Origin of the sequence: Duganella sp. sic0402 (assembly GCF_019219065.1) — a bacterium.
Taxonomy (GTDB): Bacteria; Pseudomonadota; Gammaproteobacteria; order Burkholderiales; family Burkholderiaceae_D; genus Rugamonas.
In genome coordinates, this window is record NZ_JAHUWK010000002.1 from 622,158 (window position 1) to 645,336 (window position 23,179).

Consider the following 23,179-nt stretch of genomic DNA (forward strand, 5'->3'; position numbering starts at 1 on the left):
TTGTATTGGCGATTTCACCAGTACAGTATATGAAATTAAGTGCCAAAGTGTACTTATACTGTACTTGTGCCGTATTTTAGAATCATCGGATTGCTCGCCAGAAGAAAGCTGTGGAGCGGGCGCCGGACACTCAGGGCATCATGCTGGCAACACGCGGCAATCACGGGCAATCGCTGGCTTACGCAGCGCAGCGCTACGGGGTTGAGGTCACGATCGTGGTGCCGCTTGGTAACAGCAAGGAAAAGAATGCCGCCATGCGCGCCCTCGGCGCTCAGCTGATCGAGTATGGCGACGATTTCCAGGCCAGCCGCGAACATGCTTACCTGCTGGCTGAACGCGACGGCCTGCACATGGTGCCATCGTTCCACCATGACCTGGTGGCCGGTGTCGCCACCGGATGGTACGAATTGCTGAGCGCCCGGCCGGATCTGGAACTGCTGCTGGTGCCAGTCGGCCAGGGCTCGGGCATCTGTGGCGCCATCGCGGCGCGGCATGCGCTGGGGCTGAACACGCGATGTGGTCGCGGTAAGCGACCAGGAAGTGGCGCAGGCGCTGCGGCTGTACTATCGCGCCACCCATAATCTGGCCGAAGGCGCCGGCGCCGCAGCGCTGGCCGCCGCCCTGCAACTGAAGGACGACCCGCGCTTCAAGGGCCGCAAGGTCGGACTGCCACTGAGTGGCGCCAATGTCGATGCGGACCTGTTTGGCGGCGTGCTGGCTGGCGCATGAGCGCATTGGCAGGCCTGGCGCGCCAATCTTCGCGTCCATCGCCGAAAGCGGTAGAATGACGGGTTACGAGCGGAGGCGGTGTCAGTCTCCGCAAAAACCAGACTCGCATCGCCTAAAGAACCAATGACCACCGCCCCGAAAGAAATCAACGCCGCAGCCGTCAAAAACAGCCCGACTGAAAAATTGACCCCGATGATGCAGCAATACATGAGCATCAAGAGCCAGCATGCGGATATGCTGGTGTTCTACCGTATGGGCGATTTCTACGAGCTGTTCCACGAAGATGCGGAAAAGGCGGCGCGCATACTCGGCATTACGCTGACCGCGCGCGGTTCGTCGGGCGGTCAGCCGATCAAGATGTGCGGCGTGCCTTTCCATTCGCTGGAAGGCTATCTGGCCAAGCTGGTCAAGATCGGCGAATCGTGCGCCATCTGCGAACAGATCGGCGATCCGGCCACCAGCAAAGGTCCGGTCGAACGCAAGGTGATGCGCGTGGTCACGCCGGGCACGCTGACCGACGCCGACCTGCTGCCGGAAAAATCGGAACGTCCGCTGCTCGCGCTGGCCATCATCAGCCAGCGCAAGGTGGCCACCGCCGGTCTGGCCTGGCTGTCGCTGGCCAGCGGCGCGCTGCGCCTGATGGAGTTCTCGGGCGACAGCCACACCGTCAACAGCCGCATCCAGCAAGAGCTGGAACGCATTTCGCCGGCCGAGATCCTGCGCGGCGACAACGGCGAACTGTTTGAGGAATACACGAGCTGCCACGTCAACCGCGTGCCGGAATGGCACTTCGACGTGGTCAGCGGCCACAAGGCGCTGCTCGACCAGCTGGCCGTATCGACGCTGACCGGCTTTGGCGCCGATGGCCTGGGCGCGGCGTTCGGCGCCGCCGGCGCTTTGCTGCGCTACGCACAATCGACGCAAGGCCGTGGCCTGCAGCACGTACGCACGCTGACCACCGAAACCGAGAACGAATTCATCGGTCTGGACGCCGCCACCCGCCGCAACCTGGAGCTGACCGAAACCATCCGCGGCCAGGAATCGCCGACGCTGTTCTCGCTGCTGGACCACTGCCGCACCGCCATGGGCTCGCGCCTGCTGCGCCACTGGCTGCACCACGCGCGCCGCGATCAGAACGTGGCCCGTTCGCGCCACCAGGCCATCGCCGCGCTGGCGCAGGCCGACACCACCGGATCGCTGTCGCACACGCTGGCGCAGGTGCCGGACATCGAACGCATCACCACACGCATCGCCCTGCTCTCGGCCCGGCCGCGCGACCTCGCCGCGCTGCGCGACGGTCTGACGCAGCTGCCGTCGCTGCGTCACGGCATGCAGCGCACGCTGACCGATACGCAAGGCCTGCTGTCCGCCATCCACGCCGACCTGGCCACGCCGGAAGCCTGCCTCGACCTGCTGCAACGCGCAGTGATGCCGGAACCGGCGGTGATGGTGCGCGACGGCGGCGTCATCGCGCGCGGCTTTGACGCCGAACTCGATGAGCTGCGCGGCCTGTCGGAAAACGCCGGCCAGTATCTGGTCGATCTGGAGACCCGCGAACGCGCCCGCACCGGCATCGCCAACCTGCGCGTCGAGTACAACAAGGTGCACGGCTTCTATATCGAAGTCACCAACGGCCAGGCCACCAAGGTGCCGGACGATTATCGCCGCCGCCAGACGCTGAAGAACTGCGAGCGCTACATCACGCCGGAGCTGAAGGCCTTCGAGGACAAGGCACTGTCGGCGCAGGACCGCGCACTGGCGCGCGAGAAGATGCTGTACGACCAGCTGCTGGGCGATCTCGCGCCGTTCATCGGCACGCTGCAAACCATTGCCCGCGCGCTGGCGCAGCTGGACACGCTGACCGCGCTCACCGACCACGCGCTGCGCCACAACTGGTGCGCGCCGGAGCTGGTGGCGACAGCATGTGTCAATATCAAGGAAGGCCGCCACCCGGTGGTGGAAAACCAGATCGAGCGCTTCATCGCCAACGATTGCCGCTTTGTCGACGAACGCCGCCTGCTGCTGATTACCGGTCCTAATATGGGCGGTAAATCGACCTTCATGCGCCAGGTGGCGCTGATTACGCTGCTGGCTTACATGGGCAGCTACGTGCCGGCGCAAAGCGCGGTGATCGGCCCGATCGACCGCATCTTCACCCGCATCGGCGCCACCGACGACCTGGCTGGCGGCCGTTCGACCTTCATGGTGGAGATGACCGAGGCCGCCGCCATTCTCAACGGCGCCACCGAACACTCGCTGGTGCTGATGGATGAAATCGGCCGTGGCACCTCGACCTTCGACGGTCTGGCGCTGGCCTGGGCCATCGCGCGTCACCTGATTGAGACGAGCCGCAGCTTCTCGCTGTTCGCCACCCACTACTTCGAACTGACGCAGCTGCCGGACAGCCATCCGACCGCCAGCAACGTCCACCTGTCGGCGGTCGAGCACAAGGACACCATCGTATTCCTGCACGCGGTGCAGGAAGGCCCGGCGTCGCAGAGCTACGGTTTGCAGGTGGCGCAGCTGGCCGGCGTGCCGCAGCCGGTGATCAAGGCCGCGCGCAAGCACCTGGCGCGGCTGGAAGCGCAAGCGCTGGACGCCACGCCGCAGCTGGACCTGTTCGCCGCACCATCGGTCGACGCCAACGACGAAGAAGTCGCAACGCCGGCCAGCGCCGCTGCCAGGCCGGCCATGCGCGAACTGCTGGATGCGCTGGACGATCTGGACCCGGACGCGCTGACCCCGCGCGAAGCGCTGGACCGGCTGTACCAGTTGAAGCGCCTGACAGAGTCGGCGCAGGCATGACGCAGCGCGCGCGCCCTCGCCGCCTGCTGCTGGCGCTCGCCGCGACGCTGGCGGCGGCGGGTGCGCACGCGCTGCCGCCGATCACCAAGGCGTCACCAACGCCCAAGTCCTTCCTGTTCGGCGTCATCGGCCATCCCTTGCAGCATGGGCGCGACGAGGCGGTGCTCAAGCGCGCCATTGTCGATGCTTCGCAAAACTATCCTTCCTTCGTGGTGGCCACCGGCATCAAGGCGGTCAACGAGCCTTGCGGCGACAAGCTGTATGCGCAGCGCCGCGAACTGCTGAACGAATCATCGGCGCCGATGGTGGTGTCGCTGGCCGGCAGCGACTGGAGCGCCTGCCTGAATTCCGCCGGCCGCTCCAACGCCATCGAACGCCTGAACCGCCTGCGCGAGGTGTTTTACGCCGACGGCGAATCGCTGGGCATCCGCCGCATCCAGGTGACGCGCTTGTCGTCCACCGCCAAGTTCCGCAGCTATGCGGAAAACGCGCACTGGGAAGTCAACAAGGTGCTGTTCGCCACCATCAATCTGCCCGCGAATAACAACCATTATCGCCCGGAAGCGGGCCGCAACAGCGAATACGAAGACCGGCTGGTGGCCAACCGCGCCTGGCTGCACCGCCTGTTCGCGCTGGCGGACCGGCAGAAGATGGTTGGCCTGGTGCTGTTCTCGGACGGCGATCCGGAAGTGACGGTGGAGGAAGGCTTTTCGCTGCTGCCGTCGTTCCAGACCAGGCAGGATGGCTTTGCCGAAGTGCGCAAGCAGATCCGCGCCATGGCGGAGAAGTACAAGGGGAAGGTGCTGCTGATTGATGCCCAGGCGGGCGCGCAGCATGCCGAGCCGGCGATTCAGTGGCGCGGCAATCTGGGGCACGTGAACATGGCCGCCGATTGGGCCGAAGTCCGCGTCACCCCAGGCGCCGCCGCCTTGTTCTCAATCAAGGGCGGCAGCGCCGGTACTAACAACGATTAGTGTATCGGGTGGATGGCGACGTGATCGCCTTCTTCACCTTCGTCGTCCTCGTCACCGTGGTGGTGGCCGTGGGCGCCGTGCACATGGCCGTGGGCGATCTCTTCTTCGGTGGCTTCGCGCACGTCGGCAACGCTCAGCGAGAAGCGCAGCGCCATGCCGGCCAGCGGATGGTTACCGTCCAGGACCACTTTGTCGTCAGCGATATCGGTCACGGTGAAGATCATGGCTTCTTCTTCGCCGCTGTCGCCGTCCGGCATGCCTTCGAACTGCATGCCTACTTCCAGCGGCTCAGGCAGGCGGTTGCGCGCCTCAACCTTGACCAGCGCAGCGTCGTAGTCGCCGAACGCGTCTTCCGGTTCGATCTGGATGATCGACGCATAGCCGGCTTCTTTGCCGTCCAGCTCTTCTTCGATTTTTGGCAGGGTGTTCTCGTAGCCACCGTGCAGGTAAACCATAGGCTGACGGCCGTCTTCGATCAGATTGTCCTGGGCATCGGACAGTTTGTAATTCACAGTCACGACTGTATTCTTGGCAATCTTCATGTTATGCATCCTTTCTGTAATTAGCCCGGGATTATACCTTGGATCGGCCCAGTCCTCTCCCGCACCGGCCGCATAAGGATATGCCGATTCCTTTCTGGCCGTAGCACGCCACGCCGCCTACAATCATGGCCACACCAGGATGTTGGCTAAAGTGGCGATTTCGTCCGAGACTGATAATATATCGACATCACTTGCAAAAAAGTTGAAGAATATGACACGTTTGACATTACACACGCTGGATACCGCGCCGGAAGAAAGCCGCCCCTACGTTGAAAAGGCCATCGCCAACAACGGCTACCTGCCCAACCTGATCGGCGTGCTGGCGAATGCGCCGGTGGCGCTGGAAACCTATCTGACCGTCTCCGGCATCAACTCGCGCGCCAGCCTGACGCTGGCCGAGCGCGAAGTGGTACAAATCAGCGCCGCGCGCATCCATGGCTGCGACTTCTGCGTGGCCGGCCATACCGCCATCTGGCTGCGCAAAGCCGGCCAGCCGGTGGAAGCGGTGCGCGCACTGCACGAAGGCAAGCCGACCGGCGACGCCAAACTGGATGCAGTCGCCACCTTTGCCGCCGCCGTCATCGCCCGCCGTGGCGCGGTTGACGATGCTGAACTGCAAGCCTTCCTGGCCGCTGGCTACAACCAGCAACAGGCGCTGGAAGTGGTACTGGGCATCAGCCTGGCGACGCTGTGCAACTTCGCCAACAGCCTGGCCGGCACGCCGGTGAATACCCAGCTGCAAGCCTATCTGCCCGGAGCGGTATAGGATGGCCGACCTTCACGACTGGCTGACGCGCAACGCGGAAACACTGGACCAGACGGAAACGCTGAATGACGAGGTACTGCCGGCGCTGGCGGCACATGGCTGCTTCCGCGCTGGCGTGCCACTGACGCTGGGCGGGGAACCCGGCCTGCACGGTGACGTGCGCGACGCCATCCTCGGCATCGCCGACGTGGCGCGCTACTCGGTGACAGCCGCCTTTGTGTACTGGGGCCAGCGCAGCTTTATCGAATACCTGCTACAGAGCAGCAACAGCGCGCTGCGCGACCGCCTGCTGCCGTCGCTGCTGGATGGCACCCTGGCCGGCGCCACCGGCCTGTCGAACGCCATGAAATTCCTGTCCGGCATGGAGCCGCTGTCAGTGCACGGCACCGCCAATGGCGACGGCTGGACTTTGCAAGGCAAGCTGGCCTGGATCACCAATCTGCGCGCGCCACGCTTTGTCGCGGCGGCGGCTGTGGCGCCGGTAGACAACTCGACGCCGCTGGTGGCGATATTCGCCAGCGACGACGCCGGCGTGGAACGCAGCGCCAACCTGCCGCTGATCGCCCTGCGCGGCAGCAACACGGCTGCGGTGCAGCTGGACAATGTCGCCGCGCCGGCCGATGACATCATCGCTACGCAGGCGCCGGAATGGCTGGCGCACGTGCGACCGGCCTTCCTCGGCATGCAATGCGGTATGTCGCTGGGCCTGGCTACGGCCGCGCTGGAAAAAGCAGCGGCGGTGGCAGCCAAGGGACGCGGCCAGCTGAGCGACGATATCGCCGCCGCCCGGCAGACGCTGGCCGAGCACACCCAGCAGCTGCTGGACGGCGTGGCTGACGGCCGCTTCGTCACGGCCGCGCCGCTGATGTTCAAGCTGCGCATCGCCATTGCCGACCTGGTGCAGCAAGCGGTCACGCTGGAGCTGCAAGCCAAGGGCGGCCACGCCTATCTGATGCAGGAGGAAGACGGCTTTGCACGCCGCTGGCGCGAGTCCGCTTTCATTCCGGTGATCACGCCGAGCATCACGCAACTACAGGCGGCGTTGGCCAAGCACGCCGCCACGCAATGAGTGGTGCAATGAGTGATGCAATAAGCGGCGCGATAGAAGCCGAGCGCGCGGACAGCGGCTGGGCGCTGCATGCTGACGCGCTGTCCTTCGCCTATGCCGGCGGCGCACCCACCTTTGAACACATCACGCTGGGCGTGCGTCCGCGCGAAATCGTCGCACTGCTGGGCGGCAGCGGCTGCGGCAAGTCGACACTCCTGCGCGTACTGGCCGGGCTGCAAGCGCCCAGCGCCGGCACGGTGCAGTTCCTCGGCGCGCCGCTGACCGAGCCGAATCCGCGCAGCGCGCTGGTGTTTCAGCAAGCCAGCCTGCTGCCCTGGCTGAACGTGACGGCCAACGTCGGCTTCGGCCTGGACTTCGCGCGCCAGCCAAAGATTGCGCGAGCCGAACACCAGCAACGCGTGCAGGACGCCATCGCCGCCGTCGGCCTGGCCGGCAGCGAAAAGCGCTATCCGGCCGCACTATCCGGCGGCATGGCGCAACGCGTCGCGCTGGCCCGCGCACTGGCGCGCCAGCCGGAACTGCTGTTCGCAGACGAACCTTTCTCGGCGCTGGACGCCATCACCCGCGCGGAAATGCAAACCCTGCTGGTCGACGTGGTGCACCGCTGGCATACCGCCGCGCTGCTGGTCACGCACGACATCGACGAGGCCATCCTGGTGGCCGACCGCATCGTGCTGATGGGCGGCCGTCCCGGTGCCATCGTGCGCGAATGGCAGGTCGACCTGGCGCGCCCGCGCCTGGCCGACAGCGACGCCGCCAGCAAGCTCCGTTTCGACATCCTGGCCGCCCTGCAGGGCGTGCGCAGCACAGCCTCCACCACGACAGAGAGTACATTATGACCAAGCCACCTCACATCTGCCTTGCCTCCGATTGCGATTGCGGCATGACCCGCCGCGACTTCCTGCGCGTGTCCGCGCTGGGCACCGCCAGCGTGGCGGCGCCGCTGCTGTTCGCCGGCGACGCCACGGCGCAGCAAGGCCCGAAAGGCGATGACCAGCCGGTGAAGATCGGTTATCTGCCGATCACCGACGCCACGCCGCTGCTGGTGGCGCATGGCCGCAAGCTGTTCGAGGCGGAAGGCCTGCACACCGAAACGCCGCGCCTGTTCCGCAGCTGGGCGCAGATCATCGAAGCGTTCGTGTCGGGCCAGGTCAACGTGATCCACCTGCTATCGCCGGCCACCATGTCGGTGCGCTACGGCGCCAAGTTCCCGGCCAAGGTGGTGGCGTGGAACCACGTCAACGGCTCGGCGCTGACGGTCGCCAAGGACATCAACTCGGTGGCCGACCTGGGTGGCAAAACGGTGGCGATACCGTTCTGGTACTCGATCCACAACGTGCTGCTGCAACAGATCCTGACCAAAAACGGCCTGACGGTGGTCAGCAAAGGCCGCGAAGGCAATATCGGCGCCAGGGAAGTCAACCTGGTGGTGCTGGCGCCGGCCGAGATGGTGTCGGCCTTGGCCAGCAAATCGATCGCCGGCTTCATCGTCGCCGAGCCGTTCAACGCGCTGGCCGAAACCACTGGTGTCGGCAAGGTGCTGCGCTTCTCCGGCGACGTATGGAAGAACCACGCCTGCTGCGTCACCTTCCTGTCGGAGCGCGACATCACAACCCGTCCGGAGTGGGCGCAGCGCGTCACCAACGCCATCGTCAAGGCGCAGCTGTGGACGCGCTCCAACCAGCTCGACACCGCGCGCCTGCTATCGAATGGCGACAGCCACAAATACACGCCGCACACGCTGCAAGTGCTGTCGAAAGTGCTGACCGTGACCGACTATGCCGACTATGAAAAGAGCGGCATCATCGCGCACAAGGACTGGAACCAGCGCCGTATCGACTTCCAGCCCTACCCGTTCGCCTCGTACACCGAGCAGATGGTGCGCTCCCTGCAAAAGGTACGCGTGGAAGGCGACACCAGCTTCCTGCAAAAACTCGACCCGGCTTTCGTCGCCAAGGATCTGGTGGACGACCGTTTCGTGCGCAAGGCCTTGGCCGCAGTCGGCGGCCCGCAGGCGTTCGGTCTGCCAGCCAATCTGCTGCGCACTGAAACGCTGGCGATCTGATGGTCTTGCGTCGATTTGGCCTGCCGCTGCTGGGTTTCGCGGCGGCGCTGCTGCTGTGGCAGGCGGGCGTGACCTCGCTGGAAAAGGATACGCCGATCGCGGCGGCCTTCGCGCCAGTGGAAGCCGGCCGCGCGCTGCTGCAAATGCTGCAAGGGCCGGACATCTGGCGCGATATCGGACTGAGTCTGCGCCGTGTCGGCTACGGCTTGCTGGCGGCAGCGCTGATCGGCATTCCGCTGGGGGTGCTGGTGGGGTCTTCCAAGCGCTTTGCGGCGGCCACCATGCCGCTGTTCCAGCTGCTGCGCATGGTATCGCCGCTGTCGTGGATGCCGCTGGCAGTGATGACGCTGGGCGTCGGCGACGCGCCGGTGTACTTCCTGCTGGCGTTTGCGGCGGTGTGGCCGATTTTGCTGAATACCGCCACCGGCGTGGCGCGGCTCGATCAGAACTGGCTGCTGCTGGCGCGCAGTTTGTCGGCCACGCACACGGAGACGGTGCTGCGGGTGGTGCTGCCGGGGATTACTGCCGATATCCTGACCGGGGTGCGGCTAGCGATCGGGATTATCTGGATTGTGCTGGTGCCGGCGGAGATGCTGGGCGTGTCGGCCGGCCTGGGCTATTTCATCCTCGATGCGCGCGACCGGCTGGCGTATAACGAGCTGATGGCGGCGATTGTGTTGATCGGCATCCTCGGGTTCGTGCTGGACTGGCTGGCCCGCGCCGCGCATGCAAGGTGGCTCCACACGCGCTGATTAGCCCTCCGCTATCGCTTAGGGGTGGCTCTATCGCTCAGGGGTTTATAATGCGCGGTATGAAAAAATTACCGCTCCTCGGCGACATCACGCCGGCGCAGTTCCTGCGCGACTACTGGCACAAAAAGCCACTCCTGATCCGCAACGCCATCCCCGGCTTCAAGCCCTTCCTCAGCCTTGACGAACTGGCCAAGCTGGCCTCTACCAACCACACCGAATCACGCCTGGTGACTGGCTTCGACGGCGAATGGCTGCTGCAACACGGCCCGCTCGATTCCCTGCCGCCGCGCGACAAGAAAGAATGGACCATGCTGGTCCAGGGCGTCAACCTGTTCGACGCCAAGGCCGACGCGCTGCTGCGCCAGTTCCGCTTCCTGCCGGACGCGCGCCTGGACGACCTGATGATCAGCTTCGCCACCGATGGCGGCGGCGTCGGTCCGCACTTCGACTCCTACGACGTATTCCTGCTGCAAGCCCAGGGCCAGCGCCGCTGGCGCATCGGCAAGCAGAAGGACCTGACGCTGATCGAAGGCCTGCCGGTCAAAATCCTGGCCAACTTCGAGCCGCAGGAAGAATACGTGCTCAATCCGGGCGACATGCTGTACCTGCCGCCGCAATACGCGCACGACGGCATCGCCATCGGCGACTGCCAGACCTATTCGATCGGCTTCCGCCTGCCTTCCTACCAGGAGCTGGGCGAAGGCTTCCTGCAGTTCATGGCCGATTCCATCGATCTGCCGGGCCGCTATGAAGATCCGGACCTGAAAGCCACCGACAAGCCGGCCGAGATCCCGCGCCAGATGCTGACCGACCTGGCCGAAGAACTCAACAAGGTGCGCTTCACCGAGGAAGACATCACCATCTTCCTGGGCGAATACCTGTCCGAGCCGAAGCACAATGTATTCTTCACCGGCCCGGCCAAGCCGCTCACCGTCGGCAAGTTCGGCGACGCCGTCATGAAGAAAGGCCTGGTCCTGTCGCGCAAGACGCAGATGCTGTATCGCGGCAAGAACGTGTTCATCAACGGTGAATCATTCGGCGTCGGCAAGGCCGACAAGGCGACGCTGGAAGCGCTGGCCAACAACCGCCGCCTGGAGCCGGAGGAATTCGCCGCCGCGTCGGACGACGTGCTGGAAGCGCTGTACACCTGGTATCAGGACGGCTGGGCCGAGTTGGGCTAATCAAACGCGGGAGGCAAGATGGACAGGCAGCTTATTCCCTTCACCACGCGGGCGGAATTCCAGCAGCACCTGGCCACCTGCCTTTCCCGCGCCCAACACACGCTGCTGATGTTCGATCCGGACTTCAGCATCTGGCAGCTGGGCGGCAGCACCAGCGACGCGCAGCTGCGGCGTTTTTTCCAGGCCGGCGGCCATCTGCAACTGGTCGCCCATGAAGGCAAAACCCTGGCGCGAGATGCGCCGCGTTTTCCGAAGTTACTCAAAGATTATGGCCAGCAGATTGAGCTGCGCCGTAGCCATCCGCAATTAAGGCAATTAAGCGATTCATTCTGCATTGCCGATCAGCGCGATATCGTGCGGCGTTTTCATGCCAATCATTTCCGTGGAGAAGCCGTTTTTAACGGGCCTCAAGACCTCCAAACCAGCCTGGAACGTTTTCTTACAATTTGGTTAGAATCAAGCGCCGGTTTGGTAGCAAACTCAACTGGATTATGAGCCGGTTAGGAGTAGAATACTGTCAACACGGTTAGTTAGCCGGACTTAGCCTCAAGTGAGGTCCGAAACGAAATGTTGCGATATCGCAAAATAGTTATGTGTTAGGCTTGTTGAACTATTGCGATGCACTAAAAATCGCTATAATATTCGGCTAGGAAGTTTCCGTTGTCTGGCAGGCACCTTTCAAGGTACGAAAGCCTTCGAAGACGACCTAATTGAGCGATAATTACCGGTAATTATTAATCGCAACACGTGTTTAATTTTTGAATTAACTAAGGAAAATCCATGAAAAAATCCCTGCTGATCGCCTCCCTGCTGGCTGTTGCTCTGGCTGCTTGCTCGAAAAAAGAAGAAGCTCCTGCTGCTCCAGCTCCAGTAGCTGCTCCAGAAGCTGCTGCTCCAGCACCAGCTCCAGCTGCTGACGCTGCTGCTCCAGCTGCTCCAGCCGCTGACGCTGCTGCTGCTGCTCCAGCCGCTTCGGACGCTGCTGCTCCAGCCGCTTCGGCTCCAGCTGCTTCGAAGTAATATCAGCTTGAGAGAAAAACCGGCCTTTGGCCGGTTTTTTTTCGTCTGTACCTTTTGCCTGCCTTATTCGCGGGCATAAAAAAACCGCCCGCAATGAGCGCGATTGAGCGCATTCAGTGCGGGCGGTTTTCTCGCCGCAATCAGCGGCGTATCTTTTATTTCAATTGTTCGTGCAGCAAGGTGAGAATCTTCTCGCCTACCGGGCTGGTTTCAGCCGCGCCGGCATTGCTCAATACTTTCACGATGCTGGCATTGCCTTCGGCTGCTTTCACCGAAATGCGATAGCGCTGCGCTTCTTTATCCGCCTCATCCGACGAACCCCAGCTAAACAGCTTGCTGAAGAAGCCTTTCGATTCGGCCGTATCGTTGATATAACGGACAAAGTAAATACCCTGGGTACGGTCGCGGTCTTCGACGGTAAAGCCGGCACGGTCCAGCGCCAGGCCTACGCGGCGCCAGGCGCGGTCGAAGCCCTCGTCCACTTGTACCGCACGGTCGGCGCCTGCGCCCACCAGCGATGCGTGCTGCGGCTGGACAATCGCGCCTTCCACGGCATCCTTGGCTTGCGCCAGCTGCTCGCCGCCATTGCCCAGCTTGTTCAGCAGGCGCGCCTGGAATTCGGCTTCCAGGCCCGGGTCGTTCGGACGCGCCATCCACTTGGTGCTTTCCTTGTCGGCGCCCACAGCGACTTCCTGCACGCCGCGGTGGCTGATGTAGATCTCGCTGGCGCCGTCGGCGCGGCGCTCGATGCGGGTGCGGAACTTGTCGCGCTCGCCGCTTGAATACACCGAGTCAAACACTTTGCCGATGGTGTTGCGGATGAAGTCCTGCGGAATCTTGGCGCGGTTCTCGTTCCACTCGGTTTCCATGATGCCGGCAGCAGGCAGTTCCTGCGACAGCGTGAAACCCGAATCTTCCCAGAACTGCTTCAGCTGCGGCCACAATTGCTCCGGCGTCTGGTTGATCACCAGCCAGCGCTGGTTGCCGTCACGCTCCACCTTGATATCGCTCAGCGTGGTGCGCGCCACGGTGCCGGTGGCCGGCTGGCCCGGCACCACCACGGCGCCCTGGTTCAGCGCGCCCGACTGGGCCGCTTTGGACGCGTTGTAGCCGGAAGCGGTGGCCACGCCGTTGTTCGAATCCGGCAGCGAATAGCGGTTATCTTTTTGCAATTGGGTCAGATCCGGCGGCACGTCGAGCGTGCTGGCCTTCTTGGCCGAGCGGTAGTCCACCTTGTCGTTGCCAACTACCGAACTGATCATGCCGCAACCAGTCAGGCTGGTTACCGTTGCCACCATGGCACCGACCACCAGGGCGCGCTGCGAGGAAATAAAAGCTGTCTTGCGAATAGTCATGTCGTTACTGTTTTAAGAAGCTGAAGTGCAGCAAAATATGATCCGACCCAAGTCGGGGCTAGTTGCTCGTTGCTACGGATATTACAGTATGCCGGACTCTCGCAGGGCCGAACGTACTGCCTCGTGGTAGCCATCGGCCAGTTGCACCAGTGGCAGGCGGATACCGGCAGGCATCTTACCCATTTCCGCCAGCGCCCACTTGACCGGCACCGGATTCGGTTCGATGAACAGTTTCTGGTGCAGCGGGAAAACTTTATTATTGAGTTCCAGCGCCTTGGCGACGTCGCCGGCGATGGCGGCGCGGCACATATCGGCCATCACGCGCGGCGCCACGTTGGCAGTCACCGAGATATTGCCGGCGCCGCCGGCCAGCATCAGCGCCATTGCGGTCGGATCGTCGCCGGAGTAGACGGCGAACGACTTCGGCGCCAGGCGCAGCAGATCGTAGCCGCGGCCGATATTGCCGGTGGCATCCTTGACACCGACGATGTTCGGGATGTCCGCCAGGCGCAGGATGGTTTCGTTGCTCATGTCGGCCACGGTACGGCCTGGCACGTTGTACAGGATCACCGGCAGGTCCACCGCTTCGGCGATGGCCTTGAAGTGCTGGTACATGCCTTCCTGGGTAGGACGGTTGTAGTAAGGAACCACTTGCAGCGTGGCGTCGGCGCCTGCTTCCTTGGCGTAGCGGGTCAGCTTGATCGCCTCGGCGGTCGAGTTGGCGCCGGCGCCGGCGATGATCGGGATGCGGCCTTTGGCGTGCGCCACGGTCGCCTTGATCAGGGCGCAGTGTTCCTCCACGCTGACGGTGGCCGATTCACCGGTGGTGCCGGCGATGACGATGCTGTCCGTACCTTCGGCGATGTGCCAGTCGATCAGCTGATTCAAACCCTCAAAGTCCAGACTGCCGTCTGCGTGCATCGGGGTGACGATTGCTACGATGCTGCCCTTAATCATAGGAAACCACTGCGTAAAGTATTAAAACAACGATTGTAGTCGATAGGCCGCGCGCGTGGTGCATTCCGGCGGACAAATCGGCGCTCAAAATGGCGGCAACAGGGCCGCTTCGCGGGGAAATTCAGGCTTCACGGCGCACAGTCGTTGCACCATGGCAGCTTTTGGGCTGTCGATGACGCCGTCTTCAAAGGCGATCACCCTTAAACCATGTTCGCTGGCCAGCGCCAGCAGCTCGCCTGGCTGGAGCAGAAAGGCCGGATTCGATGGCTTGCCGAACTGCGCATTGCCATCCGCGAAAGTCTCGTAAATCAGCATGCCATTCGGCGCCAGGCTGGCCAGCATATCGGCAATTAACGGACGATGCAGGTAGTTTGTCACCACGATGCCGGCAAAACGATGCTGACCAAAAGGCCAGGCCGCGCCCTCCTCCTCCAGATCGATGGCGCTGGTGGTGATGCCCTGACCGCAGGTGGCCGCCAGTGCGGCCGGATCACGGTCCACCGCCACCACTTCATGGCCCAGCGACGCCATATGGCGCGAATGGCGGCCGTTGCCGCAAGCGAGGTCCAGCACCGCGCCGCCGGGAACCAGCGGCGCATAACGCTGCACCCAAGGGGAAATTTGATCACTCATTCGTTTTACCTGCTTTTACTTAGGGGTAAGCCAGACCCATGGCTTCGCGCACATCGCGCATGGTTTCCAGCGCCAGCTTGCGCGCCACGTCATTACCATCGGCGACGATGGCGCGCACCAGCGAGGGGTCGTCCAGATACGGCTGGGCGCGCTCGTGCATCGGCTCCTGTTCCTTGATGATGGCGTCGATCAGCGGCTGCTTGCACTCGATGCAGCCGATGCCGGCCGAGGTGCAGCCCTTGACCACCCACGCCTGGGTCGCAGCATCGGAATAGACCTGGTGGAACTGCCAGGCCGGGCAGCGGTTCGGATCGCCGGCGTCGCTGCGGCGCACGCGCGCCGGATCGGTCGGCATGGTCTTGATTTTCTTGCTGACCGACTCCTTGTCTTCGCGCAGCGCGATCGCGTTGCCGTAGCTCTTGGACATTTTGCGGCCGTCCAGCCCCGGCAGGCGCGACGCTTCGGTCAGGCGCGCCTGCGGCTCGACCAGGATCAGCTTGCGGCTGCCCTCCAGGTAGCCGAACAGGCGCTCGCGATCGCCCATCGACAGGCTTTGCGCATCGTCCAGCATGGCCTTGGCCTGCTCCAGCGCCTCGTCCTTGCCGTCCTGCTGGTAGTCGGTGCGCAGTTCGTTGTACAGCCTGGCGCGCTTGCTGCCGAGCTTTTTCACGGCTTCCTGCGCCTTTTCCTCAAAGCCTTTTTCCTTGCCGTACAAATGATTAAAGCGGCGCGCGATCTCGCGCATCATTTCGATGTGCGGCACCTGGTCTTCGCCGACCGGCACCTGGCTGGCGCGGTAGATCAGCACGTCCGCCGCCTGCAGCAGCGGGTAGCCGAGAAAGCCGTAGGTGGCCAGGTCTTTATTCGACAGATTGTCAATCTGGTCCTTATAGGTCGGCACCCGCTCCAGCCATCCCAGCGGGGTGGCCATCGACAGCAGCAGGTGCAGCTCGGCGTGCTCCGGCACGCGCGACTGGATGAACAAGGTCGATTGGGAGGGATCGATGCCGGCCGCCAGCCAGTCGATCAGCATCTCCCAGGTGCTGCGCTCGATGACGGTCGGGTCGTCGTAATGCGTGGTCAGCGCGTGCCAGTCGGCCACGAAAAACAGGCACGGCAGCTCGGTCTGCATCTTGATCCAGTTTTTCAGCGCCCCGTGATAATGGCCCAGATGCATGGAGCCGGTGGGACGCATGCCGGAAACGACACGATCGGGATACATGGCCGGCTCAGTTAAACAGCAGCTGCAGCGGATAGACCAGCGTTTGCCAGATCACATGGACGGCGTACATGCCGCGTATCAGGAAACCGTTCAGCAAGCCGAAATACATTCCCAGGATCAGGCCGATAAACACGAACATGCTGTAGCGCTCGATACGCGCGTAAGGGCGCGCCAGCGACATCGGCAGAATGCCGGTGACAATACGGCCGCCATCCAGCGGCGGTAATGGAATCAGGTTAAACACAAACATGACGGCATTCACCATCCAGCCCGCTTCCGCCATCTTGATGAAGAAATTCCCCTGATCGGCGTGGAACACCTGGATCAGCACCACCCACAGGATCATCCATGCCAAGCCCATCAAAAAATTGGCGGCCGGCCCGGCGGCGGCCACGAAAGCCATCTGTTTTTTCGGGTTGCGCAAGCGGCCGTAGTCCACCGGCACCGGCTTGGCGAAGCCGAATGGCACGCCGATCGTCCAAGCCAGCGCTAGCGGCAGGATGATCGTGCCGAACGGGTCGATGTGCTTCAGCGGATTAACGGTGAGCCGGCCTTCATTGGCGGCGGTGGGGTCGCCGAAATACCGGGCAACATAGCCATGTGCTGCTTCGTGCAGGGAAATTGCAAAAAGAACAGGGATGGCGTAGACCGTGGCGGTCTGAACAAAGCTATCAATATCCATGGAGCGGGATTTTACCAGAGGCTGGATTGCCTACTTGCGGCGCCATCAAAGGCCGGCGCCCTCGCCTGATTGGAAACGCTCAGAGTCCGAATGCGGCCGCGTCGCCACGGCCCTGGCGCACCAGCACGGCGTCAGCGCCGGTCAGGTCGATCACCGTGGTCGGCTCCATGCTGCAGGCGCCGCCGTCGATGATCAGCTCCAGCTGCTTGCCGAGGCGTTCGCAGATGATGTCGGCGTCGTTCAGCGCTTCGGTTTCATTCGGCATGATCAGCGTGCTGCCCAGCAGCGGCTGGTCCAGCTCGGCCAGCAGCGCATTGATGATGGCGTCTTCCGGCACCCGCAGGCCGATGGTCTTGCGCGAAGGATGGCTGAGCCGGCGTGGCACCACCTTGGTCGCTTCGAGGATGAAGGTGAACGGCCCCGGCGTGGCCGCCTTCAGCAGACGGAACTGGCGGTTGTCGACACGGGCGTAGACGCCCAGCTCGCTCAAGTCGCGGCACAGCAGGGTCAGGTGATGTTTTTCATCGATGCCGCGGATGCGGCGCAGGCGCTCCACCGCGCCCTTGTCGTCCAGGTGGCACACCAGCGCATAGCACGAGTCAGTCGGCACGGCGACGATGCCGCCACCGTGGATGATCTGCGCCGCCTGTTTGATCAGGCGGGCTTGCGGATTGACCGGATGGACCTGGAAGAATTGGCTCATACCTTAGGATTGTACGCTACGCAGCGCCGCGATGCGTTCCTCGAACGGAGGGTGGGTAGAGAACAGCGCGCCCCAGCCGCCACGGCCGCTGCTGATGCCCGATGCGGCAAACGACTGCGGCAGCGTGCCCGGCTCAACGCCGTTCAGGCGCGCCAGCGCGTGCTGCATCGGCACGGTGCTGCCCAGCAGCTTGGCCGAACCGGCGTCGGCGCGGAATTCGCGCTGGCGCGAGAACCAGGCCACGATGATCGAAGCCAGCAGGCCGAACACGATTTCGCAGACGAACACGGTAATCATGTAGCCGATGCCCGGACCACGGCGTTCTTCGTTGCCCTTGTTCAGCATATTATCGACAAAGAAGCCGACGATACGCGCCAGGAACACCACGAAGGTATTGGTCACGCCCTGGATCAGCGTCATGGTCACCATGTCGCCGTTGGCGATGTGCGCTACTTCGTGGCCGAGCACAGCCTCTACTTCGTCGCGGTTCATGCTTTCCAGCAAGCCGGTCGACACGGCGACCAGCGCCGAGTTCTTGAACGCGCCGGTGGCGAAGGCATTCGGCTCGCCTGGATACACCGCCACTTCCGGCATGCCGATACCGGCGCGCTCGGACAGCGTGCGCACCGTGTTCACCAGCCACAGCTCGGTGGACGAAGACGGATTATCAATCACACGCGCACCGGTCGACCACTTGGCCATCGGCTTGGAAATCAGCAGGGAGAAGATGGCGCCGGTAAAACCGACCACCAGTGAGAACGCCAACAGGCTGCCCAATTGCAGCGTGCCGCCCGAGCCCGGACGGCCGATGCCCAGCAACGACAGGACGATCGACAGCACCAGCATCACAGCCAGGTTGGTAGCGATAAACAGGACAATGCGTTTCATAGATAAGGGTCTCCAGTACGGGCAACAGCCCAGATCATAAGGTAAGACCGGCTTAACGCAAAATCAAGATGCAACTCAGCGGTAATTGGCGGCGCCGATTACCGCTGCTCAGAACCAGTCGTGCCAGACCGGTTTGACGTTGGCGGGCAGTGGCGGCAGCGCGGCAAAATCGACGCGCGATTCGCCCGGCGCATGGAAGTCCGTGCCGCGCGAAGCCAGGAAGCCATAATAATTTGCCAATTGCGCATACACCGGATACTGGTCCGGCGTATGGCTGCCGGTCACCACCTCGATGGCGGCGCCGCCCAGCTGCTTGAACTGCTCAAACAACTCGCCCTGCGCCAGCGGCGTGAAGCGGTAGCGGCCCGGATGGGCGATGACAGCGATGCCGCCAGCGTTGCGTATCCAGTTGACCGATTGTTCCAGCGTGGCCCAGCAATGCGGCACATAACCCGGCTTGCCTTCGGACAGGTATTTCTTGAACACCTCGCCGGTATTGGCGCAAGCGCCGATTTCCACCAGGTAGCGCGCGAAATGGGTACGCGACATCAGGTCCGGATTGCCGACATATTTCAGCGCGCCTTCGTAAGCACCTTCGATGCCGATCAGTTCCAGCTGCTTGGCGATGTCGCGGCCACGGCTGTCGCGGCCGGAACGGGTGCAGGCCAGGCCATCCACCAGTGCCTGATTATGCTCATCGAACTGCAGGCCGACGATGTGCACGGTTTCATTCGCCCAGGTAATCGAAATCTCGACTCCGGTCACATACCGCATGCCCTGCTCGGCCGCTGCCGCACGCGCAGCGGGAATGCCGCCGACTTCATCATGATCAGTCAGCGCCCACACATCCACCCCTGCTTTGCGGGCGGTTTCCGCCACAGCGGCAGGAGCAAGAACGCCATCGGAGACGTTGGAATGACAATGCAGATCAACTTTCATATCAGGCATTGTACATGGTTAGCTGTCGAGGAATTCCTCTATCATCTGCGCTAGCGCTTGCGGCTGGTCATGGTGCAGCATATGGCCCGCGTCGTAGACCATTTTCTTGGTCACGTCGCGCAGGTGATCAAGGCGGCGCTCCAGTTCCACGCGGCCGGCCGGCTTCGAACCCATCCAGTCCCACATATTGGTCTGGTCGGCTTCCACCCACAGCACCGGCGCGGTGATCGCCTGCCAGCACGCCATCACATCGTCGACGTGATACGGCAGCGGCCCTGCCTGCTTGTGCACCGGATCGCCGAGGATTTCCCATTCGCCCGCATCATTCTGCGCCGACCAGTGCTGCGCCAGGAAAGCGGCCTTGTCGTCGCTGAGGCGCGGATTGGTTTTCTGCAGGCGCGCGGCAACGGCGGCCTGAGTCGGATAGCTGCGCATTTCCGGCTTTTCCAGCACACTATCCATCCACTTGGCGTAACGGCCAGGCGCCTGTTCCGGCTTGGCTGAGCGCAGGCCCGCGCCTTCCAGATTGATCAGCTTGCGGATGCGTTCCGGGCGCGCGCCGGCATACAGGCCGACGATATTGCCGCCCATGCTATGCCCCAGCAGATAGACCGCCTGCTCCGGCGAATAATGGCGCAGGATGGCGTCCAGGTCGGCCAGGTAGTCGGGGAACCAGTAAGTATCCAGTCCATTCCGTTGCGACAGGCCGAAACCGCGCCAATCCGGCGCGATCACGTGCCAGTCGCCCTTCAGCTCATCCACGACAAACTGGAACGAGGCGCCCACATCCATCCAGCCATGCAGCATGAACAGCTTGGGCGCGCCCTCCCGCCCCCAGTGGCGGACGTGGCAACGCAGGCCGCGTATGGTCAGGAATTCGGAACGGGATGGAAGGTGGTTGCGCATTTCGATGACCTTGAAAATGGGGAGGCTGGCGCCATATCGGAACCTTGCTAGCAGTAAAGCAAAATAATAGCACGACCGTTCGATAGCATTGCAAACAAAAAGCAAGCGTAAAATAGCGCTATCCCACCGCACTCAGCCAGGTTCCAATGTCAATCTATCAATTAGGCGATCATACGCCGGAGATCGCCGCATCGTCATTTGTTGCCGATACCGCCACGGTAGTCGGCAAGGTCAGCCTGCACGAGCACACCTCGGTGTGGTTCGGCGCGACGCTGCGCGGCGATAACGAGCGTATCACCATCGGTGAAAACAGCAATGTGCAGGAAGGCACGGTGATGCACACGGACATGGGCTACCCGCTCAGCGTGGGCCGCAACGTGACCATCGGCCATCAGGCCATGCTGCATGGCTGCACCATCGGTGACGGCTCGCTGGTCGGCATTCAGGCAGTGATCCTGAACGGCGCGCGGATCGGCAAGGGCTGCCTGGTCGGCGCTGGCGCGCTGGTCACCGAAGGCAAGGAATTTCCCGACCACTCGCTGATCATCGGTGCACCGGCCAAGGTCGCGCGTCCATTGACGCCGGAGGAAGTCGCCGCCCTGCAAGGCAGCGCCGGCAGCTATGTCAAGCGCGCCCAACTGTTCAAGACGCAACTCAAAAAGATTGGATAAAACAATGAGCATCACCCCAACCACCACTGGCCAGGACACCCTGCAGAAATTCATCTTCGACAATGCCGCCGTGCGTGGCGAGTTGATCGACATCTCCGCCACCTGGCGCGAAGTGCTGAAGCGCCACGACTACCCTGCGCCGGTCAAGAAAGTGCTGGGTCACATGACCGCCGCCGCCGCGCTGCTGTCGGCCAACCTGAAATTCAACGGCTCCATCGTCATGCAAATCCACGGCGATGGCCCGGTGAACCTGCTGGTGGTCGAGTGCGATGCAGAACTGCGCCTGCGCGCCACCGCCAAACTGGTCACCGGCGCGACCGTGCCAGACGACGCCACCCTGACCACGCTGCTGAATGCGCAAGGCAAGGGCCGCTTCGTGATCACCCTGGACCCGCTGGACAAAGTCCCTGGCCAGCAGCCTTACCAGGGCATCGTGCCGCTGGACGGCGACGATGTGGCGACCGTCATTGAAAACTACATGCTGCGTTCGGAACAGCTGGACACCAAGCTGTGGCTGGCGGCGGACGATCATGTCTCGCGCGGTCTGCTGCTGCAAAAGCTGCCTTACCACGGCGGCAAGGCCGAAGCCACCCCGCTGAGCGAAGAAGACGCGCTGGAAACCTGGAACCGCGCGGTCATGCTGGGTTCGACGCTGAAGGAAAAGGAATTGCTCGAAACCGGCATCGACGTGCTGATCCAGCGCCTGTTCTGGGAAGAGACCATCCGCGTGTTCGATCCGCTGCATCCGCAATTCCATTGCAGCTGCACGCGCGAGAAAGTCGGCAATATGCTGAAGATGCTGGGCCGTGAAGAAGTGGAAAGCGTGATCGCGGAGCTGGGCCAGGTCGCGGTCAACTGCGACTTCTGCGGCCAGCACTACGCCTACGACAAGGTCGACTGCGCCCAGCTGTTTGCCAGCGATGCACCGGTCGAGACCTTGATCCCGGCCGGCGAAGCCAAGCACTAATCCACTTCTTTGGCGTAACGCTGCGCCAGCACGGCGCAGACCATCAGCTGCAACTGATGGAACAGCATCAGCGGCAGTACCACGGCGCCCAGCGCGCCGCCGGCAAACAGGACCTTGGCCATCGGCACGCCGCTGGCCAAGCTCTTCTTGGAGCCGCAGAACACAATCGCAATCCGGTCCTCGCGATTGAAACCCAGGCGCCGCGCCGCCTGGGCGCTGATCGCCATCACCAGTCCCAGCAGCAGCACATTAATCAGCATCAAGCCGGCCAGCGTGGCCCACGACACCTGATGCCACAGGCCCTCCCCCACTGCCTCGCTGAAGGCGGTATACACCACCAGCAAAATCGAGCCCTGGTCGACCATGCGCGTCAGCGGCTTGTGCTTCTCCACCCACGCCCCGATCCAGCGCCGCGCCACCTGGCCGGCGATAAACGGCAGCAGCAGTTGCAAGGCGATCTGCCCGGCCGACTCCAGCGGCGAACCGCCCGACATCTGCGCCGAAGTCAGCAAGCCGACCAGCACCGGGGTAATGAAAATCCCAAATAGATTCGACGCCGACGCGCTGCAAATCGCCGCCGGCACATTGCCGCGCGCCGCCGCCGTGAACGCGATCGACGACTGCACGGTCGACGGCAGCATGCACAGGAACAGGATGCCCAGATACAGGTCCGGCGTCACCAGCGGCGTCAATACCGGCTTCAGCAGCAGGCCCAGCAAAGGGAATAGTGCAAACGTGCACAGCATCACCAGCAGGTGCAGCCGCCAGTGCGTAACGCCGGCGATCACCGCTTCGCGCGACAGCTTGGCGCCGTGCAGGAAGAACAGCAGCGATACCGCCACATGGGTGACATTGTTGAAGATCACGGCGCCTTGGCCGTGGCATGGGAACAGGCTGGCCGCGATCACCGTTGCGATCATGGCCAGCGTGAAGTTATCTGGCAAAAAACGAGGTCGCTTCATTATCCGGGACACTTCACTTCCAGCACGTCAATCGCGCCGACGGTTTTAGCGGACGTGGCGCTGCGCACCAGGTCGACCCGCTCCAGGCAGTTGCTACGCAACGGCCGCTTGTACGTGCGCGTGCACGGCGTTACCGCATCGGCGCCACTGCCCGCGTTGCAGTAAAAGCCCTCCGCCTGCAGGCGCACCAGCGCCTGCTCCATCGGCATGCCGGGCTGCACGGTCTGGGTGACGAAATGGCCCAGCCGGGACTGGTCGATTGAGCAGGCTGTCAACATCAGTGGCAAGGCTGCCAACAATAATCTCCGCATGGACGGTCTCCTTATTTCCAGACAGCAGTGTAACGCATGTGCGCGTCATGATCCGGTCACACTCTGCACCTATGATGCCG

The 23,179-nt window shown here is 62.9% G+C and carries 24 protein-coding genes and 1 pseudogene; 13 read left to right on the forward strand and 12 right to left on the reverse strand.

Features of this window, described 5'->3' with window-relative positions:
• Positions 1 to 116: 116 nt before the first annotated feature.
• The 3 genes and pseudogenes from KW842_RS08405 to KW842_RS08415 form a co-directional block, all read left to right on the forward strand.
• Positions 117 to 729, forward strand: a pseudogene (locus KW842_RS08405) (pyridoxal-phosphate dependent enzyme); the annotation flags it as partial.
• A gap of 123 nt (positions 730 to 852) precedes the next feature.
• The gene (mutS, locus tag KW842_RS08410) at positions 853 to 3,534 is read left to right on the forward strand and encodes a DNA mismatch repair protein MutS (RefSeq protein ID WP_218303619.1); all 2,682 of its coding nucleotides are present in this window, start codon (positions 853 to 855) and stop codon (positions 3,532 to 3,534) included.
• A complete protein-coding gene (locus KW842_RS08415; RefSeq protein WP_218303620.1) occupies positions 3,531 to 4,508 on the forward strand; it encodes a hypothetical protein in 978 nt (325 codons plus the stop codon). The genes mutS and KW842_RS08415 overlap by 4 nt, the downstream gene beginning before the upstream one ends.
• Here the strand turns inward: KW842_RS08415 and KW842_RS08420 are convergent.
• On the reverse strand, positions 4,505 to 5,050 hold the full coding sequence (locus KW842_RS08420; RefSeq protein WP_218303621.1) for a peptidylprolyl isomerase: 546 nt from the start codon (positions 5,048 to 5,050) through the stop codon (positions 4,505 to 4,507). The two genes, KW842_RS08415 and KW842_RS08420, sit on opposite strands and share 4 nt — an antisense overlap.
• 211 nt (positions 5,051 to 5,261) lie before the next feature.
• Between KW842_RS08420 and KW842_RS08425 the strand changes: the two genes are divergently transcribed.
• From KW842_RS08425 to KW842_RS27450, 8 genes are all read left to right on the forward strand, one after another.
• Entirely contained in the window at positions 5,262 to 5,816 is a 555-nt protein-coding gene (locus tag KW842_RS08425; RefSeq protein ID WP_218303622.1) for a carboxymuconolactone decarboxylase family protein, read from the forward strand.
• Between the two features lies 1 nt (position 5,817).
• On the forward strand, positions 5,818 to 6,885 hold the full coding sequence (locus KW842_RS08430; RefSeq protein ID WP_218303623.1) for an acyl-CoA dehydrogenase family protein: 1,068 nt from the start codon (positions 5,818 to 5,820) through the stop codon (positions 6,883 to 6,885).
• An 8-nt stretch (positions 6,886 to 6,893) separates the two neighbouring features.
• Positions 6,894 to 7,724 carry an ABC transporter ATP-binding protein gene (locus KW842_RS08435; protein ID WP_218303624.1) on the forward strand — a complete coding sequence of 277 codons (831 nt, stop codon included), beginning with the start codon at positions 6,894 to 6,896 and terminating at the stop codon, positions 7,722 to 7,724.
• Entirely contained in the window at positions 7,721 to 8,950 is a 1,230-nt protein-coding gene (locus KW842_RS08440) for an ABC transporter substrate-binding protein (RefSeq protein WP_218303625.1), read from the forward strand. The genes KW842_RS08435 and KW842_RS08440 overlap by 4 nt, the downstream gene beginning before the upstream one ends.
• Positions 8,950 to 9,702, forward strand: a complete 753-nt coding sequence (locus tag KW842_RS08445) for an ABC transporter permease (protein WP_218303626.1) — start codon at positions 8,950 to 8,952, stop codon at positions 9,700 to 9,702. Before KW842_RS08440 ends, KW842_RS08445 begins: the two co-directional genes overlap by 1 nt.
• Positions 9,703 to 9,761: 59 nt before the next feature.
• Positions 9,762 to 10,883, forward strand: a complete 1,122-nt coding sequence (locus KW842_RS08450; RefSeq protein WP_218303627.1) for a cupin domain-containing protein — start codon at positions 9,762 to 9,764, stop codon at positions 10,881 to 10,883.
• A gap of 18 nt (positions 10,884 to 10,901) precedes the next feature.
• Positions 10,902 to 11,378 carry a hypothetical protein gene (locus KW842_RS08455; RefSeq protein ID WP_218303628.1) on the forward strand — a complete coding sequence of 159 codons (477 nt, stop codon included), beginning with the start codon at positions 10,902 to 10,904 and terminating at the stop codon, positions 11,376 to 11,378.
• Positions 11,379 to 11,663: 285 nt separating this feature from the next.
• Positions 11,664 to 11,903, forward strand: a complete 240-nt coding sequence (locus tag KW842_RS27450) for a hypothetical protein (protein WP_229223562.1) — start codon at positions 11,664 to 11,666, stop codon at positions 11,901 to 11,903.
• Positions 11,904 to 12,058: 155 nt separating this feature from the next.
• Here the strand turns inward: KW842_RS27450 and bamC are convergent, their stop codons facing one another.
• The 9 genes from bamC to KW842_RS08505 all read right to left on the reverse strand — a co-directional run bounded on the left by bamC (position 12,059) and on the right by KW842_RS08505 (position 20,188).
• Positions 12,059 to 13,258, reverse strand: a complete 1,200-nt coding sequence (gene bamC / locus KW842_RS08465; RefSeq protein ID WP_218303630.1) for an outer membrane protein assembly factor BamC — start codon at positions 13,256 to 13,258, stop codon at positions 12,059 to 12,061.
• A gap of 81 nt (positions 13,259 to 13,339) precedes the next feature.
• Entirely contained in the window at positions 13,340 to 14,215 is an 876-nt protein-coding gene (gene dapA / locus KW842_RS08470; RefSeq protein ID WP_218303631.1) for a 4-hydroxy-tetrahydrodipicolinate synthase, read from the reverse strand.
• Positions 14,216 to 14,299: 84 nt separating this feature from the next.
• Positions 14,300 to 14,848, reverse strand: coding sequence for a bifunctional 2-polyprenyl-6-hydroxyphenol methylase/3-demethylubiquinol 3-O-methyltransferase UbiG (locus KW842_RS08475; RefSeq protein ID WP_218303632.1), 549 nt, complete (start codon positions 14,846 to 14,848; stop codon positions 14,300 to 14,302).
• Between the two features lie 19 nt (positions 14,849 to 14,867).
• On the reverse strand, positions 14,868 to 16,070 hold the full coding sequence (locus KW842_RS08480) for a tryptophan--tRNA ligase (protein ID WP_218303633.1): 1,203 nt from the start codon (positions 16,068 to 16,070) through the stop codon (positions 14,868 to 14,870).
• Between the two features lie 7 nt (positions 16,071 to 16,077).
• Positions 16,078 to 16,752, reverse strand: coding sequence for a site-2 protease family protein (locus KW842_RS08485; RefSeq protein ID WP_218303634.1), 675 nt, complete (start codon positions 16,750 to 16,752; stop codon positions 16,078 to 16,080).
• A gap of 79 nt (positions 16,753 to 16,831) precedes the next feature.
• Positions 16,832 to 17,455 carry an L-threonylcarbamoyladenylate synthase gene (locus tag KW842_RS08490; protein ID WP_218303635.1) on the reverse strand — a complete coding sequence of 208 codons (624 nt, stop codon included), beginning with the start codon at positions 17,453 to 17,455 and terminating at the stop codon, positions 16,832 to 16,834.
• Between the two features lie 3 nt (positions 17,456 to 17,458).
• Complete coding sequence (htpX, locus tag KW842_RS08495) at positions 17,459 to 18,343, reverse strand: protease HtpX (protein ID WP_218303636.1); 885 nt, start codon at positions 18,341 to 18,343, stop codon at positions 17,459 to 17,461.
• A gap of 108 nt (positions 18,344 to 18,451) precedes the next feature.
• Entirely contained in the window at positions 18,452 to 19,291 is an 840-nt protein-coding gene (locus tag KW842_RS08500; RefSeq protein ID WP_218303637.1) for a 3',5'-nucleoside bisphosphate phosphatase, read from the reverse strand.
• A gap of 9 nt (positions 19,292 to 19,300) precedes the next feature.
• The gene (locus tag KW842_RS08505; protein ID WP_218303638.1) at positions 19,301 to 20,188 is read right to left on the reverse strand and encodes an alpha/beta fold hydrolase; all 888 of its coding nucleotides are present in this window, start codon (positions 20,186 to 20,188) and stop codon (positions 19,301 to 19,303) included.
• 146 nt (positions 20,189 to 20,334) lie between these two features.
• Here KW842_RS08505 and KW842_RS08510 point away from each other — a divergent pair, with 146 nt between their 5' ends.
• Positions 20,335 to 20,859 (forward strand): gamma carbonic anhydrase family protein, encoded by a 525-nt coding sequence (locus tag KW842_RS08510; protein WP_218303639.1) that lies wholly within the window; start codon positions 20,335 to 20,337, stop codon positions 20,857 to 20,859.
• 4 nt (positions 20,860 to 20,863) lie between these two features.
• Positions 20,864 to 21,826: an Hsp33 family molecular chaperone HslO gene (gene hslO, locus KW842_RS08515; protein ID WP_218303640.1), complete on the forward strand. Its 963-nt coding sequence runs from the start codon at positions 20,864 to 20,866 to the stop codon at positions 21,824 to 21,826.
• On the opposite strand, the gene KW842_RS08520 is transcribed toward hslO, so the two are convergent.
• Both KW842_RS08520 and KW842_RS08525 read right to left on the reverse strand, forming a co-directional pair.
• Entirely contained in the window at positions 21,823 to 22,788 is a 966-nt protein-coding gene (locus KW842_RS08520) for a bile acid:sodium symporter family protein (protein WP_218303641.1), read from the reverse strand. The genes hslO and KW842_RS08520 overlap by 4 nt on opposite strands.
• Positions 22,788 to 23,099 (reverse strand): hypothetical protein, encoded by a 312-nt coding sequence (locus tag KW842_RS08525; RefSeq protein WP_218303642.1) that lies wholly within the window; start codon positions 23,097 to 23,099, stop codon positions 22,788 to 22,790. Before KW842_RS08525 ends, KW842_RS08520 begins: the two co-directional genes overlap by 1 nt.
• Positions 23,100 to 23,179: the final 80 nt, after the last annotated feature.